Origin of the sequence: Actinoplanes xinjiangensis (assembly GCF_003148685.1) — a bacterium.
GTDB classification, from domain to species: domain Bacteria; phylum Actinomycetota; class Actinomycetes; order Mycobacteriales; family Micromonosporaceae; genus Actinoplanes; species Actinoplanes xinjiangensis.
Window position 1 is genome coordinate 26,416 of sequence record NZ_QGGR01000042.1, and the last position, 16,311, is coordinate 42,726.

15 protein-coding genes are annotated in these 16,311 nt (G+C 71.0%); 6 read left to right on the top strand and 9 right to left on the bottom strand.

The window, feature by feature from the left end; genetic code table 11:
- The first annotated feature begins 174 nt into the window (after positions 1–174).
- On the top strand, positions 175–1,359 hold the full coding sequence (locus tag BC793_RS45130) for an MFS transporter (RefSeq protein ID WP_109602802.1): 1,185 nt from the start codon (positions 175–177) through the stop codon (positions 1,357–1,359).
- 97 nt (positions 1,360–1,456) lie between these two features.
- Positions 1,457–2,053, top strand: coding sequence for a TetR/AcrR family transcriptional regulator (locus tag BC793_RS45135; protein WP_109602803.1), 597 nt, complete (start codon positions 1,457–1,459; stop codon positions 2,051–2,053).
- Here the strand turns inward: BC793_RS45135 and BC793_RS45140 are convergent.
- From BC793_RS45140 to BC793_RS45150, 3 genes are read right to left on the bottom strand one after another with little or no spacing between them, the layout of a single operon-like run.
- Positions 2,050–3,399: a GH1 family beta-glucosidase gene (locus BC793_RS45140; RefSeq protein ID WP_109602804.1), complete on the bottom strand. Its 1,350-nt coding sequence runs from the start codon at positions 3,397–3,399 to the stop codon at positions 2,050–2,052. The genes BC793_RS45135 and BC793_RS45140 overlap by 4 nt on opposite strands.
- An 11-nt stretch (positions 3,400–3,410) precedes the next feature.
- On the bottom strand, positions 3,411–4,583 hold the full coding sequence (locus BC793_RS45145) for an MFS transporter (RefSeq protein WP_109602805.1): 1,173 nt from the start codon (positions 4,581–4,583) through the stop codon (positions 3,411–3,413).
- The gene (locus BC793_RS45150) at positions 4,580–6,607 is read right to left on the bottom strand and encodes an amidohydrolase family protein (protein WP_109602806.1); all 2,028 of its coding nucleotides are present in this window, start codon (positions 6,605–6,607) and stop codon (positions 4,580–4,582) included. Before BC793_RS45150 ends, BC793_RS45145 begins: the two co-directional genes overlap by 4 nt.
- Positions 6,608–6,756: 149 nt before the next feature.
- On the opposite strand from BC793_RS45150, the gene BC793_RS45155 reads away from it, so the two are divergent.
- Complete coding sequence (locus BC793_RS45155) at positions 6,757–7,566, top strand: 1,4-dihydroxy-6-naphtoate synthase (RefSeq protein WP_109602807.1); 810 nt, start codon at positions 6,757–6,759, stop codon at positions 7,564–7,566.
- A 17-nt stretch (positions 7,567–7,583) separates the two neighbouring features.
- Here BC793_RS45155 and BC793_RS45160 read toward each other — a convergent pair whose 3' ends face one another.
- Genes BC793_RS45160 through BC793_RS45170 form a run of 3 tightly spaced genes read right to left on the bottom strand, consistent with a single transcriptional unit; the run spans position 7,584 to position 8,848 of the window.
- Positions 7,584–7,970: a cold-shock protein gene (locus BC793_RS45160; protein WP_109602808.1), complete on the bottom strand. Its 387-nt coding sequence runs from the start codon at positions 7,968–7,970 to the stop codon at positions 7,584–7,586.
- Positions 7,971–8,016: 46 nt separating this feature from the next.
- Positions 8,017–8,649: an HAD family hydrolase gene (locus BC793_RS45165; protein WP_275416313.1), complete on the bottom strand. Its 633-nt coding sequence runs from the start codon at positions 8,647–8,649 to the stop codon at positions 8,017–8,019.
- Entirely contained in the window at positions 8,642–8,848 is a 207-nt protein-coding gene (locus tag BC793_RS45170; protein ID WP_109602809.1) for a hypothetical protein, read from the bottom strand. Before BC793_RS45170 ends, BC793_RS45165 begins: the two co-directional genes overlap by 8 nt.
- Positions 8,849–8,926: 78 nt before the next feature.
- Here BC793_RS45170 and BC793_RS45175 point away from each other — a divergent pair, with 78 nt between their 5' ends.
- The 3 genes from BC793_RS45175 to BC793_RS45185 all read left to right on the top strand — a co-directional run bounded on the left by BC793_RS45175 (position 8,927) and on the right by BC793_RS45185 (position 13,507).
- Entirely contained in the window at positions 8,927–11,293 is a 2,367-nt protein-coding gene (locus BC793_RS45175) for a helicase-associated domain-containing protein (RefSeq protein WP_109602810.1), read from the top strand.
- Positions 11,294–11,418: 125 nt separating this feature from the next.
- Positions 11,419–11,703 carry a hypothetical protein gene (locus BC793_RS45180; RefSeq protein ID WP_146246752.1) on the top strand — a complete coding sequence of 95 codons (285 nt, stop codon included), beginning with the start codon at positions 11,419–11,421 and terminating at the stop codon, positions 11,701–11,703.
- A gap of 142 nt (positions 11,704–11,845) precedes the next feature.
- Entirely contained in the window at positions 11,846–13,507 is a 1,662-nt protein-coding gene (locus tag BC793_RS45185; RefSeq protein WP_109602812.1) for a DNA repair helicase XPB, read from the top strand.
- A gap of 123 nt (positions 13,508–13,630) precedes the next feature.
- Here the strand turns inward: BC793_RS45185 and BC793_RS45190 are convergent, their stop codons facing one another.
- From BC793_RS45190 to trpB, 3 genes are read right to left on the bottom strand one after another with little or no spacing between them, the layout of a single operon-like run.
- Positions 13,631–14,320 (bottom strand): GntR family transcriptional regulator, encoded by a 690-nt coding sequence (locus BC793_RS45190; protein ID WP_239170697.1) that lies wholly within the window; start codon positions 14,318–14,320, stop codon positions 13,631–13,633.
- Entirely contained in the window at positions 14,317–15,084 is a 768-nt protein-coding gene (trpA, locus tag BC793_RS45195; protein ID WP_109602813.1) for a tryptophan synthase subunit alpha, read from the bottom strand. Before trpA ends, BC793_RS45190 begins: the two co-directional genes overlap by 4 nt.
- Positions 15,081–16,277, bottom strand: a complete 1,197-nt coding sequence (trpB, locus tag BC793_RS45200) for a tryptophan synthase subunit beta (RefSeq protein WP_109602814.1) — start codon at positions 16,275–16,277, stop codon at positions 15,081–15,083. The genes trpA and trpB overlap by 4 nt, the downstream gene beginning before the upstream one ends.
- Between the last annotated feature and the right edge of the window lie 34 nt (positions 16,278–16,311).

The window sequence follows — 16,311 nt, forward strand, 5'->3', positions numbered from 1 at the left end:
TGAGGCGGAGCCGCAACGGGCGGCCCGGGACCGGCATGCCGGGTTTGTGTGGCTAGTCGGGGTGAAGCGATTCGTTTACACGGAAAATGTTGCTGTTGGCGATCGTGGGCGGCATGCTGCGCTGACGGACCTGTGATCAGGAACACGTGCTGCTGACAGCGAAACGAGGCATCGATGGACGACGAGAGCGCGGGCGGCATGCCGGCCGGCGCGCGGGCCCGGTTGATCGGCGCCGGATACGCCGCGCAGGGCCTGGGCTATGCCGCAGTCGTGACCGCGTTGCCGACGTTCAAGGACCGCCAGCACATCGACGACACGTTCGTGTCCGCGCTCCTGCTGCTGGTGGTGGTCGCGGCAGCCGGCGGATCGATCCTGGCCGACCGCGTCGCCGCCCGCTGGGGCAGCCGCTACGCGCTCGCGTCGGGCCTGTTCCTGGCCGGTGCGGGGCTCGCCGGGACCACCGTCTGGTCACCCAACGCGATCTTCGCCGTGATCCTTTTCGGGTACGGCATAGGCCTCGGCGCGGTCGACGCGTCCCTCAGCATGCAGGGGGTGCTGGTGCAGGCCCGGCTCGGCCGCAGTGTGATGAGCCGCCTGTTCGCCGCGTACACGGCCGCCGCCATCATCGCCGCGCTGATCATGTCGGGTTCGCTGGAATCGGGTGCCGGCGCGGCCGTGGCGGTCGGGGTGGCGGCGGTGTACGCGATCCTGGTGGGCCTGATCGGCTGGCGACGGTTCGAACCGGGCCGGACCCTGCGGTCGAGTGTCGCGCATGCCGGGAGCGGCCGGAGCGTACGCCCGATCGTGCTCGTCTGCGGCATGTTGATCTTCACGGCGTTCCTGGTGGACTCGGCGGTCAGCACGTGGAGTTCGGTCTACCTGCAGGATTCGCTCGCGGCGGCCGCCTCGGTGGCCCCGCTGGGCTACGCCGCCTACCAGGGCGCGGTCCTGGTCAGCCGCCTGCTGGCCGACCATCTGGTGCCACGGGCCGGCCGGGCGCCGGTCGCCCTCGGCGCGCTGGCGGTGTGCGGGATCGGGTGCGGTCTGGTCGTGGCGCTTCCGGCGATCGGCGCGGCGGTGACCGGCTTCGCGATCGCCGGTATCGGGGTGGGCGTGCTGGTGCCGCTGGCGTTCAGCGCGGCCGGCGAGGCGGCGATGGAGAGCAGCGACGAGGTGATCGCCAAGGTGAACCTGTTCAACTACGGCGGTGCTCTGCTCGGCGCGGTGCTGCTGGGTGCGCTGTCCGAGCCGATCGGCCTGCGGTGGGCGTTCCTGATCCCGGTGATCGCCGTGCTGGCGGCCCTCCCGCTGGCCCGTCGCGTCGGTCACCTGACCGTCCGCGAGCCGGCCGTCAACTGACACCCCACCGTGCGGGCCGGCGAGGATCGGTGCCGACGGTCACCCGGCGTGTTCGGCGTCGGGAAACCGGCGGGACGGCGATGGATAGGCTGTGCCCGTGCCGAAGCTGGTGGATCACGACCTGCGACGGGCGGAGCTGCTGGCTGCCGCCTGGCGGGTCGTTCGGGCACGCGGGGTGGAGGGCACCACGACCCGGGCCATCGCCGACGAGGCGGGCTGTTCGCTGAGTGTGCTGGCGCATTTCCTGGGCGGCAAGGACGACATCCTGGTGGCCGCGCAGAAGGCGATCTACGACCGGATCGTGGAGCGGGCCTTCGAGATCGGCGGCGACCTGTTCGGGCTGGACGGGCTGCGTGCGGCGCTGGAGGCGGTGCTCCCGCTGGACGAGGAGCGGGCCGCGGACGCGCATGTGAACGTGGCGTTCGCCGGGGCGGCGCTGTCGCACCCACGGCTGGCCGGGTCACGGCGTGATTCGCACCGGGCGATCCGGGTGCACCTGATCAACTGCCTACGGGAGGCGCGGGAGCTGGGCGAGCTGCGGGCCGGGGTGGACGACGAGGCTGTGATCGACGACTTCATCATCCTGGTCGAGGGCAGCACCCTGCTGAGCCTGGTGGACGGCTGGGCCGAGGAGGGACGTGCCGACCGGCTGTCCCGCCTCGCCAACCAGTTCGTGGACCAGCTGCGCGGTTAGGGCGCCTGCGCGGCGATCAGATCCCGGTACCAGTAGTAGGAGTCCTTCGGCGTCCGCGACAGGTCGTCGAAGTCGACGTGGATCAGGCCGAAGCGCTCGTCGAACCCGGCCGCCCACTCGAAGTTGTCGATCGCCGACCAGACGTAGTAGCCGTCCACCCGTACCCCCGCGGCGATGGCGTCGGCGACCGCGGCGAGGTGGGCGCCGAGATAGGCGATGCGCCGCTCGTCGTGCACCCGGCCGTCCGGGCCGGGCGCGGCGTCGTGGAAGGACGCCCCGTTCTCGGTGATGATTACCGGCGGCAGCGCCGGGTACCGCTCATGCAACGTGACCAGGATCTCGGTGAGGCCCGACGGCACGATCGCCCACCCGAAATCGGTGCGTTCGTCGCTCTTCACCGGCACCGGGGAAAACGGCATCCCGTCCGGGATATCCACTTCGAGGACCCCGCTGTAGTCCTTCCCCACCCGCGGCGCCTCGATCATCGTCGGCTCGTAGTAGTTGACCCCGTAGAAGTCGAGTCGCGCCCGGATCAGTTCGAGATCCCGGTCCAGTTGCGCGTCCGGCACGCCGACACCGGCCCGGATCAGCTCGCTCGGATAGTCGCCGAGCAGGATCGGGTCGGAGAACGTCCAGTTGGTGAGGTCGGAGAAGAGCGTCGCCGCCGCGACGTCCTCGGCGGATTCGCTGGCCGGCATCACCGGGAAGTGCTGGCTGGCGACCCCCACACCGCGGGCTCCATGGGTACGCAGTACCTGCACCGCCAGCCCATGGGCGAGCAGCTGATGGTGCCCGGCCGGCAACGCCCCGAGCCCGAGCCCCCGCGCCGGGGCGTGATCGCCGAGCGCGTACCCGTAGAGGGTGTGCACGTTCATCTCGTTCATCGTGATCCAGTCCCGGACCCGGTCGCCGAGCCGCAGCACGAGGGTGCTGGCGTAGTCGGCGAGCCGGTGCGCGGTGTCCCGGTTCATCCAGCCACCGGCGTCCTCGAACTCCTGCGGTAGGTCCCAGTGGTAGAGCGTCGGGACGGGCCGCAGTCCGTTCGCCACGATCGTGTCGACGAGCCGGTCGTAGAAGTCCAGGTCACCGGCGAGCACCCGGGGCCAGGAGAAGGAGAACCGGTAGTCCTGCACCCCGGCCGCGGCGATCAGGGCGATGTCCGACTCGTACCGGTGGTAGTGGTCGATCGCCACCCGGCCGTCCTGGCCGTGCCGGACGGTCCCGCCCTGTGCGGTGAAGGTGTCCCAGATGCTCGGGCCCTTGCCGCCCGCGTCGACCGCGCCCTCGATCTGGTAGGCCGAGGTGGACATGCCGAACCGGAATCCCGGTGGGAACTGGGGGTACAAGGTGGTTCCTTTCAGTGGATCGCCCGGAGGCGGGGTAGCAGGGCCAGGGCCAGCACGGCGAAGCCGGCCGTGACCAGGTAGAGCGTGCGGTAGCCGCCGAGTGCGGTGACGATCGGTGCGGCCAGCACCGGAGCGAGCATCTGTGGCAGGGTCCCGGCCACGTTGGCGACGCCGAGCAGGGTGGCCCGGGTGTCCGGGTCCGGCAGCACCTGGGTGAGTACGGCCATGTCGACCGCGATGTAGGCCCCCCAGCCGATGCCGACCAGCACCGACGCGGCCAGCACCACCGGCACGACCGGGACGAGGGCCATCAGCACGGTGCCGACGGCGAGGATGACCGCCCCGGCCGCCACGAAGACCCTGCGCCTCTCCCAGCGGTCGGACAGCACTCCCCCGGCGAAACCGAAGACGCCGGCGAACAGCACGTTCACCACCGTCACGATCAGCACCCAGGTGGCCGCGTCGTCGACGCCGACCTCGTCCGACAGGTAGTAGAGCAGGTAGACCAGGACCAGGGCGTTGACCAGGTTGAGGAGGAAGCGGATCACCCAGGCCCAGGCGAACTGCCCGCCCGGCCAGTGGATCCTCCCGCGCCGGACGGCGGCCACCGGCTGTTCCCGGTTGATGATCAGCAGCGCGGCGCCGAGAGCCGGCACCGCGATCGCCACGGCGACGTAGCCGGGTGTGGCGGATCCGGCCACCACGGCCACCGCCGTGCCCAGGATGACGCCGATGATCTGCGCCACCCCGAAGAGGGCGCCGACCGTGCCCCGCTGCCGCTCCGGCACCTGGTCGCCGATCATGGCTGCCAGCGCGGCCAGCGGCCCGTTCAGCCCGACCTGCACCAGGACCCAGCCGATGACCATGAGCGTCGTGGTGTCCGCGACGGACAGCACCAGAAGACCCGCGACGCCGACGAGCGTTCCGGCCACGAAGATCGGCCGCCGCCGCCCGAGCCGGTCGGAGACCGCCCCCCACAGTGGATTGGCCACCATGGACGCCGCCGCGCCCCAGGCGGTGACCAGCGCGAGGAGCGCCTCCTTACCGTCGTCGCCGGCGAGCCGGGCCGCCTGCTCCGGGAGCAGGATCTGGATCGGCCCGAACCAGCCGGCGGCCACGCCGATCATGGCGAGCGCGTAAGCGATCATCCATGACCGGCGGACCGGCGCTTCGACAAGCGTCACGCACGGGACCTTTCCCACATCACCGTGTACGCCTCCGCACCACTGAGCAGCTGCGACCTCAGCAGCGGGCCGTCGGATCCGGCCTGCTTGATCAGGTCGGTGACCCAGTCGGCGTAGAGCCCGTACTGGGCGACGCCGTCGGTGTTGAGGTCGAAGGTGCGGGTGCCGTAGACCTGCTTGGCGACCGTGGTGCCGTTGGTCGCGGTGAACGGGTAGGTGAGCGGACTGGATCCGGCGTCCAGGCGGGGTGCCGCCTGCGGGCCCAGGCCGTTCACGTCGGTGCCGACGCCGTACCCGGTGATCTTCGAGCCGTTGGCGAGCGCCCGGTGGGTGCGCCATTCGTCGAGGAAGGTAGGCGTCCCCTGGCCGTCGTCGTGGGCCGCGAAGGCGTAGCTGGCGACGAAGCCGCCGACGCCGAGCGTCCGGTTGATCAGGGCCGGGTCGGCCCAGGTGTGCACGGAGGCGACACCGGGGTATTTCGCCTGCTCGGCCAGGTCGAGGACCGCCGACGCGGTCTTCACACCCATGTGGTCGATGTGGATGATCATGCCGCGGTCCATCATCGCTTTGATGAGGTACGTGCCGAGGTCGGTCAGTCCACGGGTGTTGCAGATCTTGCCGCTCGGGTAGACCGGGAGGACCGTGCCGGCGGGCAGACCGACGCCCAGTTCGAGCAGTTTGGCGATGTCGTCGCTGACCAGGGGCTGCTCGTTGTCGGACGGGCCGGTGCAGCTGGTCGCCTGCCACCAGTGGCCGGTGGAGATCAGGTTGCCGACGTTGATCGCCGCGCCGGTGACGCCCTCGTCGAACCGGGTGCCGCCGAACGCGTTGTCGAACTTGTGCACCGGGTAGAGGCCGCTGACACCCAGGCGCTCCAGCTCGTTCAGCCCGGCGTCGATGTCGGCGGTGGTGCACTGCGGGACACCCTTGATCTCCCGGCAGTTGAAGATCTCGGAGTTCTCCACGCCGATCGTGACGGCGAGTTTGCCCTGGGCGGCGATGCTGCGTACCTCGGCCGGGGTCTTCGCCAGCCGGAACCAGCCCTTACCCGGGCCACCGCTGCGGGCGTCCACATAGTCCTGCATCTTCTGCAGGTAGAGGGCCTGGGCGCGGATCTGGTCCATCTCGTTGCAGGAGGTGTGCGTAGGCGTGAGGTCGCAGATCACCCGGTTCGCGACCAGCAGCACGTTGAGCACCCGCTGGCCGGACTTCCAGGTCCGTTCCAGGCTGCGGAAGTAGGACGCCTCGTGCAGCAGCGTGTCGTACTGCGGCCAGTCGCCGAAGGTGGGCCAGCCGTCCTCGGCGGAGTTGATCGGGTCGGTGCCGGCGATGATCGCCTCCAGCAGGGCGCCCCAGCCGAGGGTGCCGTGCGACGCGCAGCCCTTGAGGGCGACCGTGACACCGCCGGGCGCGTAGGCGTCTCCGCAGTGCAGGGCCCCGCCGAACGCCTCACCGGCGGTGATGTGCGCGTGCGCGTCGATCCAGCCGACCAGCCTGCCGTTGGCGTCGACGCCGGCGGACGGGGTGCCGGTGACGCCGGTGGCGATGTCCGGGACGGCGGCGCAGCCACTGGCCGGGGCGAGTTTGAAGGTGGCGCTGCCGGTGCCGAGCCCACCGAGGTAGGAGCCGGCCTGCTGACCGGTGGCGGTGTTCACGAACTTGTGGCTGGTGCCGTCGGTGGTGACCGTCCAGTCGGCGCGGGCGCCGTACTCGGATCCGGCCCACACCCAGTTCGCGACACTCTGGTAGGGCGGCGCGCCGTCCTGGTCCCGGAGCACGTAGCGCCCGAGTTGGGTGGCCTCGAGCCGGAACGGCTCAGCACTGGCGACGGCGCTCTTGAAGCCGTACCCGACCGAGTCCTTCCAGACATAACCGAGCGGGTTCGAACCGTTGAAAGCCTGGAGGGTGACGCAGGCGCCCTCCAGGTCGTAGGCGGGCGTCCAGTTCGCGGCTCCTCGGGCGGGCGCGGGCAGCCCACCTATGAGGCCGAGCACCAAGACGCCTGCGACCAGCTTACGAGCCACGCGGCACCCCCTTGGTCGATCACTTGATCCAACAAAGCGGAGTGTAGGAAGGATCACACCTTCGAGGCCAGAGGGAGACGTGAATATTTTTCCCTGGGGAACGATGACGTGGCTGAACGTTTCCCCACCGGCCGGACTAGCGTGAAAGCGTGGCGCTCTCTCTCGCGGTCTCGCCGTGTCCCAACGACACCTTCGTATTCCATGCGCTCGTGCACGGCCTCGTCGCCGGTGCCCCGCCGGTCGACCTGACTTTCGCCGACGTCGACGTCACCAACACCGCCGCCCTCGACGGCGCGTTCGACCTGGTCAAAGTCAGTTATGCGGCGCTGCCGTGGCTGCTGCGCGACTACGAGCTGCTGCCCTGCGGGGGTGCGCTCGGCCGGGGCTGCGGCCCTCTGGTGCTGACCGGCGGGCGCACCGACCTCAACGGGGCGACGGTGGCCGTCCCCGGCGACCGCACCACGGCGTACCTGCTGTTCCGTCTGTGGGCCGCGGACCAGCGCCCGGCCCGCATCGAGGTCGTCCCGTTCCACCAGATCATGCCCGGCGTCGCCGAGGGCCGCTTCGATGCCGGCCTGGTCATCCACGAGGCGCGGTTCACATACCAGAGATACGGCCTGACCGCCCTGGTCGACCTCGGCGAGTGGTGGGAGGCCGACACCGGCCTGCCGATCCCGCTGGGCGCCATCCTCGCCCGGCGCGGCGCGGTCGACCCGGCCGAGGCCACCGGGTGGATCCGCGAGTCGCTGCGGCACGCCTGGCGCGACCCGTCCGCCGGCCGGGACTTCATCCTCGCCAACGCGCAGGAGATGGAACCGGACGTGGTGAAACAGCACATCGAGCTGTACGTCAACGAGTTCACCATGGACCTGGGCAAAGACGGACTCGCCGCCGCCGACGCCCTGCTCGGGCGCGCGGCGGCGGCGGGTCTCACGCCTGCGGTGCCGTCGTTGCTGTGACCGGACCGTCCGTGTGACTAGACCTCGAACTCGCGGGCGACCGCGTGCACCAGCTGCGCGATCTTCAGCGAGGTCTTCTTGTCCGGGTAACGCCCCCGCTGCAGGGACGGCTGCACCGAGCTCTCCAGAACCTTGATCATGTCTTCGATCATGCTGGCCAGTTCGTCCGCCGGGCGGCGGCGCAACTCGGCCAGGGACGGCGGGGCGTCCAGGAGCTTCACACCCATGGCCTGCGCGCCCTTTCGGCTGTCGACGACGCCGAACTCGATCCGCTGGCCGGTTTTCAGCTCCGTGACCCCCGCCGGCAGCGCACCCTTGGGAAGGAACACGTCTCCGCCCTCATCACTGGTGACGAAACCGAACCCCTTCGTAGCGTCGTACCACTTCACTCGACCCGTGGGCACCGCTGACCTCAACTTCACTCAATGGACACAACCGCTCACGCCAAGGCTATCCAGCGGACGGCCCCGACCCAACTGCAATCTCACTGAGTAACGTCGGGAACACGGTCAGATCGGGCAAGACGTACGAAGCGCCCGCCGTCCGCAACGCGGACTCCGAACACGGGCCGGTCGCCACGCCGACACCCGGCACCCCCGCGGTGCGGGCCGCCACCATGTCCGCGGTGTGATCACCGACATACCACCGCACCCCGTGTTCGACCAGCGCGGTCGCCTTGCCCTCGGCGAACAGGTCACCGGCCAGTTCGTCGGCCCGCATGCCCAGGTGATCCAGGTGCAGACCGGCCAGCCGGCCGAGTTTGGAGGTCACCACCACGACCCGCAGACCGGCCGCCCGGACCGCGTCCAGAGCCTCGACGGCGCCCGGCAGGGGCAGGCTGGGGGTGATCGCATACTCCACGTAGAGCGCGCGATAGGTGGCGACCGCCGCCTCCACCTGGTCCTCCGGGAACCAGTGCCGCAGCTCGGTCCGCAACGGCGGGCCGAGCCGGGACACCGCCAGGTCGGCGTCGACGAAGACGCCGGTCCGGGCGGTGAGCTGCCGATACGCCTCCCGGATACCCGGCCGGGAGTCGATCAGGGTCATGTCCAGGTCGAACCCGACCGCCGGTACGTCAGTCACCCTGGCCGTGGGTGGCCCGGTAGGTCAGGCTCTCCACCGGAAGAGGGAACGTCTGGTCGTCACCGAAGGGGGACGGGGCGGCGGCGCGGTCGGAGATCAGCTCGGACACGTGCATCCTGCCCTTCATGTCCACGCCACGCGGCCCGGCGGAGTGCTCACCCGTCGACACCTTCGTTCCCGGCAGCTTGGACTTCGCCACTTTCGGTCCTCCTCAGATAGCGGTCCGGCCACTCCCGGACCCACCACCATCGTCCCATGAACGTTAGCGTTGAAGACGATGGCCACCACATTCGCCGATCAACTCCGGTCGCTGCCCGACGAGGCTCTGGGCGCGCTCATACAACTGCGCCCTGATCTCGTCGTTCCGGTACCGGCTGACATCTCGGCCCTCGCCGTACGCGCACAGTCCCGCAACTCGGTCGCCCGCTGTCTGGACGGCCTCGACGAGTTCACCCTCACCGTCCTCGACGCGGCCCGGCTCACCCGGTCCGCCGACACCGCCCTGACCTCGGTCGAGGCGATCATCGAGCTGGCCGGCGACGTTCCCGCGGACGACGTTCGGCTCGCCATCGAGCGACTCCGCACGCGTTTCCTGCTGCACGGGCCGGAGGACGGCCTCCAGGTCGTCGGCGCGGTCGACGAGGTCACCTCGCCGTACCCCGCCGGCCTCGGCCGTCCCGCCGACTTCCTCGACCCGCAGGCCGCCGCCCTCTGCGCCGACCGCGCCAAGCTGCGCCGCACGGTGCTCGCCGCGCCGCCCGGGGCCCGGGCGGTCCTCGACCGGCTCGCCGCCGGGCCGCCGATCGGGGCCCTCACCCGTGACGCCGTCGCCGAGCCCGTCCGCTGGCTCGTCGACCAGCACGTGCTGGTCCCCGTCTCGGAGGCCGGCCGGATGCCGCGCCCCGACGGTGAACTCGTCGAGCTGCCCCGCGAGATCGGCATGCTGCTGCGCCGCGAGACCGGCCCGCTCGGTGTGCTGCGCCCGGCCGCGCCCGTTCCCGGCGGTCCGGCCCGCAACCCGCAGGCCGCCGACTCGGCCGGTGCCGGGCAGACCATGGAGGCGGTCCGCGCCGCCGAGGCGGTCCTCGAATCGCTGGCAACCGAACCGGCGCCGGTGCTGCGCGCCGGTGGGCTCGGCGTCCGCGACCTCAAACGCGTCGCCAAAGCCGCCGGCGTCGACGAGGCCGGCGCCGCCCTGCTCGTCGAGATCACCTATGCGGCCGGTCTGCTCGGCGAGTCGGAGAACGGGCAGAACCAGGACAACTTCCTCCCCACCGGGGCGTACGACCTGTGGCGCGCCACCGGCATCGCACACCGGTGGGCCACCCTCGCCCGGTCCTGGCTCGCCATGACCCGGCAGCCGGGACTCGTCGGCCGCCGCGACGAACGCGACCGTCCGATCAACGCCCTCGCCCCCGACGCCGAACGGGCCGGCGCACCACAGGCCCGGCGGGAGGCCCTGACCGCCCTCGCCGAGCTCGGCCCCGGCGCCGCGCCCACCACCGACGATCTGCTGGAGCTGCTCGCCTGGCAGGCGCCACGGCGGGCCCGCGGCCGGGAGCCGGCACACCGCGACGCCTACGCCGGGGCGGCCATGCTCGGGATCACCGGGCTGGGGGCACTCACGTCGTACGCGAGGCTGCTCCTGACCGACACCGGCCCCGACGACGGTGACCCGCTGGGCGTGCATCCGGAGGACGCCCACACCGACGCGGTGCGCGCCCTCGACCATCTGCTGCCCGCGCCGGTCGACCACATCCTGGTCCAGGCCGACCTGACCGTGATCGTGCCCGGACCACCCGAACCGGACCTCGCCACCGAACTCGACGTGCTCGCCGATCCCGAGTCGGCCGGCGCCGCCAGCGTCTTCCGGGTCACCCCGGCCAGCGTGCGCCGCGCCCTCGACGTCGGCTACCAGGCCGCCGACCTGCATGCGCTGTTCCGTCGCCGGTCCCGGACCCCGGTGCCGCAGACCCTCACCTACCTGATCGACGACGCCGCCCGGCGGCACGGCGGCCTGCGCAGCGGTTCGGCCGGGTCCTACCTGCGCAGCGACGACGAGGCGCTGCTCGCCGAGGTCGTCGCCGACCGGCGCCTCGGCACCCTCGACCTGCGGCGAATCGCACCGACCGTGCTGGTCAGCCCGCGCCCGACGGCCCGGCTCCTCGGCGCGCTGCGCGAGAACGGGTACGCCCCGGTCGCCGAGGACGCCGGCGGAACCACCGTGCTCAGCAGGCCGAAGGCCCGGCGGGCACCGTCGCGTACGCCGCGGTTGGCCGAGCCCTCCGGCCCGGTCCTCACCGGCCCCCGGCTGGCCGGCGTGGTCGAGCAACTGCGCCGCGGCGACATCGCCACCCGGGCCGCCCGGCGCGCCCCGGTCACCGTCCGCGCCGCCCACGGCCAGGCGATTCCCGGCCTCACCGCGGTCCAGCAGCACACCCAGGCCATGGCGGTGCTCCAGCAGGCGGTCCGGGACAAGGCCCGCGTCTGGGTCGGCTACGTCGACTCCCACGGCGCCACCCTGTCCCGCCTGGTCCGCCCGGTCTCCCTCTCCGCCGGCTACCTCCGCGCCGAGGACGAACGGGGCGAGAGCCTGCACACCTTCGCCCTGCACCGCATCACCGCGGCGGTCACCGAGGAGTAGTCCCTGATCCGGTTACTTGCGACTAGCTGCATGGAGCATCTAGGCTCTAGTTCAGCTAGTCGCCAGTACGGATCCCGGAGGGCCGCACGATCACATCTGCATCCGACCCATCTGCATCCGATCCCTTGGACATCGTCGGCAGGCATCTCGCCCTCGGCGATCCCGCAGCATTCGGCAGACTGTTCGGCATCGACATACCAGCCGGGGCCACACCAGTGCCTGTCACCCTCAACCCGTTCGGGGACGGCGTCCGGGATACGACGGTCCGGCTTCTCGTTCATCGCGGGGTCGACAAGCGCGAGGCGGAGCCGATCGCCGAGGCACTCCTGGCTCGGGACGCTGATTCCGCAGCGGTGCGGGCCGCCTTCGACGGGCTGGAGGAGCTCGGGGCGCTCGCCGCCGGGCGGTAGGAAGGTATTGCCGGGTCGCGCGCCCCCGATTCACAGCACACGACCCGGCCGTATGTACCGACGCGCGAGAGAGGCGAAAGGTTGTAAACAAATTTCGTGGCACACTTGAGGGTCGTCTTTTTCGGCCTTCGGAGGGTGTTCGGTGAGCGCTGGACCACTGATCGTGCAGTCGGACAAGACCCTGCTTCTGGAGGTGGATCATCCGGACGCCCAGGCGTGCCGGATGGCGATCGCCCCGTTCGCGGAGCTGGAGCGGTCGCCGGAGCACGTGCACACCTACCGGCTGACCCCCCTCGGCCTGTGGAACTCACGGGCCGCCGGCCACGATGCGGAGAGCGTGGTCGACGCGCTGATCAAATTCTCGCGGTATCCGGTGCCGCATGCGCTGCTGGTCGACGTCGCCGAGACGATGGACCGCTACGGGCGGCTGCAACTGCTGAACGATCCGGTGCACGGGCTGGTCCTGCGTGGCCTCGACAAGATCGTGCTGATCGAGGTGGCGAAATCCAAGAAGCTGGCCGGCATGCTCGGCTCCCGCATCGACGACGAGACGATCGCGGTGCACGGCTCGGAGCGGGGCCGCCTCAAGCAGGCGCTGCTCAAGCTCGGGTGGCCGGCCGAGGACCTGGCCGGGTACGTCGACGGCGAGTCGCACGACATCGCCCTCGCCGAGGACGGGTGGACGCTCCGGTCGTACCAGCAGGAGGCCGTCGACGGTTTCTGGGCGGGTGGTTCCGGGGTCGTCGTGCTCCCGTGCGGGGCGGGCAAGACGCTGGTCGGTGCGGCGGCGATGGCGACCGCCAAGGCGACCACGCTGATCCTGGTCACCAATACGGTCGCGGGCCGGCAGTGGAAACGGGAGCTGCTGGCGCGGACCACGCTGACCGAGGAGGAGATCGGGGAGTACAGCGGCGAGCGCAAGGAGATCCGGCCGGTCACCATCGCGACGTACCAGGTGCTGACCTCACGGCGTGGCGGGGCGTTCACGCATCTGGACCTGTTCGGTGCCCGCGACTGGGGACTCGTCATCTACGACGAGGTGCACCTGCTGCCGGCGCCGATCTTCCGGTTCACCGCCGACCTCCAGGCCCGCCGCCGGCTCGGCCTCACCGCCACCCTGGTCCGCGAGGACGGCCGGGAGGGTGACGTGTTCTCCCTGATCGGGCCGAAACGCTACGACGCCCCGTGGAAGGACATCGAGTCGCAGGGCTGGATCGCACCGGCCGAGTGTGTCGAGGTCCGGGTCACCCTGACCGATGCGGAACGCATGTCGTATGCGGTGACCGAGGCCGAGGAGCGCTATCGGGTGGCGGCGACCGCGCGTACCAAATTGCCTGTGGTGAAGGCCCTGGTCAACCGTCATCCCGGCGAGCAGGTGCTGGTGATCGGCGGCTTCCTGGATCAGTTGCACGAGTTGGGCGAGTTTCTGGACGCCCCGATCGTGCAGGGCTCGACGACCAACAAGGAGCGGGAGCGGCTGTTCGACGCGTTCCGGGACGGTTCGGTCCGGACGCTGGTGCTGTCGAAGGTCGGCAACTTCTCGATCGACCTGCCGGAGGCGGCGGTGGCGATCCAGGTGTCCGGCACGTTCGGGTCGCGGCAGGAGGAGGCGCAGCGCCTGGGCCGGGTGCTGCGGCCGAAGGGCGACGGGCGGCAGGCGCACTTCTACACGGTGGTCTCCCGCGACACGATCGACACCGAGTACGCGGCGCACCGCCAGCGTTTCCTGGCCGAGCAGGGATACGCCTACAAGATCATCGACGCCGACGACGTCCTCGGTCCGCCGCTGCCCCAGGTCGACTGACATCCTCCGTGCCGGCCGTCGACGGGCGGCCGGCACGGAAGGGCCACGTCAGCGGTACCAGGTGCGGGCCATGGTGATCCGGGCGTTGCCGGCTGCGCCCAGCACCCTCTCGCCGTTGATCATCTACGTCGATCTCCATTGCAAGGACAGCCGGGTGGCGGCGCGCTCGGCGCGGATCTCCATCAGATCGCCGAGGATGATCGCCCGGTCGACGACCACCACCTGCTCGTCCATCGCGTAGGTGGTGCGCTCGCTGACGAACACCGCCTCCCCGGCGGGGCGGCGCAGACGGCCGGCGACCGGTTCGATGAGCAGCCCCGGCACGATCCGCTCCGAGGCCCGCACGATCGTCGCCCCGGCATCAGCCAGTGCCGCGTAGAGCGAGACCCGCCGGAAATCCTCGCCGGCCACCGCGGCGGCCCACGGTGCCGGGATCCGTGAGGTCTGGTGGATCACCGGCCGATCGCCGAGCAGGCGGACCCGTTCCAGACGAAGGTCCTCGTCCAGCGCGACGGACACCACCTCGGTGGTGACCCGGTGGCCCTGTTCGCGCAGGTCCTCGACGAAGCTGCGCAGCGTGTCCACCCGGTAGGCGGCCTGCACCGGCGCGACGAAGGTCCCCCGCCCGGCCTGCTGGACGATCAGACCTTCGTCGCGCAACTCCTGCAGTGCCTGGCGCAGGGTCATCAGCGTGACCCCGTAGCTGGCGCTCAGTTCCCGCTGGGCCGGCAGCGCGTCACCCGGCCGGTACTCCCCCGCCCGGATCTTGTCGGCGAGGTCGGTGGCGATGCGCCGGTAGGCGGGGATTTTCACGGAACACAGTCTGGCCCATCCTCGTCCAGGGCCTTACGGAACCCGGCCAGCACCGCGCCGAGTTCCGCGGGTGTGCCGCCGTCGAGGACGCGCCGCATCAGCGCGGCCCCGATCACCACACCGTCCGCGGACCGTGCGGCGGTCACCGCGTCGAGATGGGTGGCGATGCCGAACGCGAGCAGGACCGGTTGGTCGGTGAGCTGCCGCAGGTCGGCCGCGAGTCGGCAGCCCGACGCGGCGAACGTGGAGCCGGTGGTGCCCATGGTGGAGACCGCGTAGACGAAACCGCGGGAGGCCCGGGCGATCGCGGCGAGCCGGTCGGCCGGTGTGGTCGGTGCCGCCAGCAGGATCAGCTCGATCCCGGCGGCGACAGCGGCGGATGCGAGCGGGTCCGACTCGTCGACCGGCAGGTCCGGCACGATCAGTCCGCGGATCCCGGCGGCCGCCAGGTCACGGCAGAATTCGGCGGCGCCGCGGTGCACGACGAGGTTGTAGTAGGTCATCGCGATCAGCGGAACACCGACGTCGACGGCGGCGATCTCGTCGAGCAGGCCGCGGACCGTGACCCCCCGGCGCAGGGCCGCGTCGGACGCCTCCTGAATGGTCGGCCCGTCCAGGATCGGGTCGGAGAACGGCAGCCCGATCTCGATGGCGTCCGCCCCGTTGCGGGCGTATTCGTGCAGGTAGTCGGTCCAGTCGGGTCGGATGCCACCGGTCACGTAGGGCGCCAGCAGGGGCCGGTCCCGGCGCAGTTGCAGAGTCATGACGCCGCCATCAGGGTCGCCATGTCCTTGTCGCCGCGCCCGGAGAGCGTCACCAGCACGGTCGACCAGGGCGGCAGTTCACCGGACTCGGCGGCGCGGATCACCCAGGCGATGGCGTGGGCGGATTCCAGGGCGGGAAGAATTCCCTCGGTACGGGCGAGCCGGTGCACGGCCGGGACGACCTCCTCGTCGCGAACCGTGACGTACCGCGCCCGCCCGCTGTCCTTGAGGTGGGCGTGCTCCGGCCCGATGCCCGGGTAGTCGAGGCCGGCCGCGATCGAGTGAGCCTCGGAGACCTGCCCGTTCTCGTCCTGCAGCAGGTAGGACGAGAATCCGTGCAGCACGCCGACCTGCCCGAATGCGGCTGCCGCGCCGCCTTCGGCCTCGACTCCGACGAGCCGGGCCGGGGTGTCGACGAACCCGGCGAACGTGCCGGCCGCGTTGGAGCCGCCGCCGACGCAGGCGACCACGTAGTCGGGCGTCCCGGTGCTGATCTCGGCCGCGCACTGCTGCCGGGCCTCGTCACCGACCACCCGCTGCAATTCCCGGACCATCCACGGGTACGGGTGGGGTCCCATCACTGAGCCGAGGCAGTAGTGGGCTTCGTCCACACAGGTCACCCACTGCCGGAGTGCCTCGCTCGTGGAGTCCTTGAGGGTGCGGGTGCCACTGGTGACCGGGATGACCTCGGCGCCGAGCATCTTCATCCGGAACACGTTGAGGGCCTGCCGCTCGATGTCGACCTCGCCCATGAAGACGGTCACGTCGAGGCCGAGCAGCGCCCCGGCGGTGGCGGTGGCGACGCCGTGCTGGCCGGCGCCGGTCTCGGCGAGCAGCCGGGTCTTGCCCATCCGCCGGGCGAGCAGTGCCTGCCCCAGCACGTTGTTGATTTTGTGGGAGCCGGTGTGTGCCAGGTCCTCACGCTTGAGGAGCACGTTCACGCCCAGCTCGGCGGAGAGCCGCCAGGCCGGGGTGAGTGCGGTGGGCCGGCCGGCGTGCACGGCGAGCAGCCGGTCGAGGTCACGGCGGAACCGCGGGTCGGCCCAGGCGTCGCGGAACGCCTCCTCCAGCGCGGCACAGGCGGGGATCAGCGACTCGGGCACATAGCGCCCGCCGTATTCACCGAACCGGCCCACTGCGCCGGGGTCGCTCATGACACTGGCGGCCGGTCGCGGCAGCGCGATCTCGGTCATGACACACCTCCACTGTTCTAGAACTGAGTTCTAG

Coding starts and splice junctions, on each gene's coding strand:
- BC793_RS45130 (WP_109602802.1), top strand. CDS start 175: ATGGACGACGAGAGCGCGGGCGGCATGCCGGCCGGCGCGCGGGCCCGG.
- BC793_RS45175 (WP_109602810.1), top strand. CDS start 8,927: ATGGCCACCACATTCGCCGATCAACTCCGGTCGCTGCCCGACGAGGCT.
- trpA (WP_109602813.1), bottom strand. CDS start 15,084: ATGACTCTGCAACTGCGCCGGGACCGGCCCCTGCTGGCGCCCTACGTG.
- trpB (WP_109602814.1), bottom strand. CDS start 16,277: ATGACCGAGATCGCGCTGCCGCGACCGGCCGCCAGTGTCATGAGCGAC.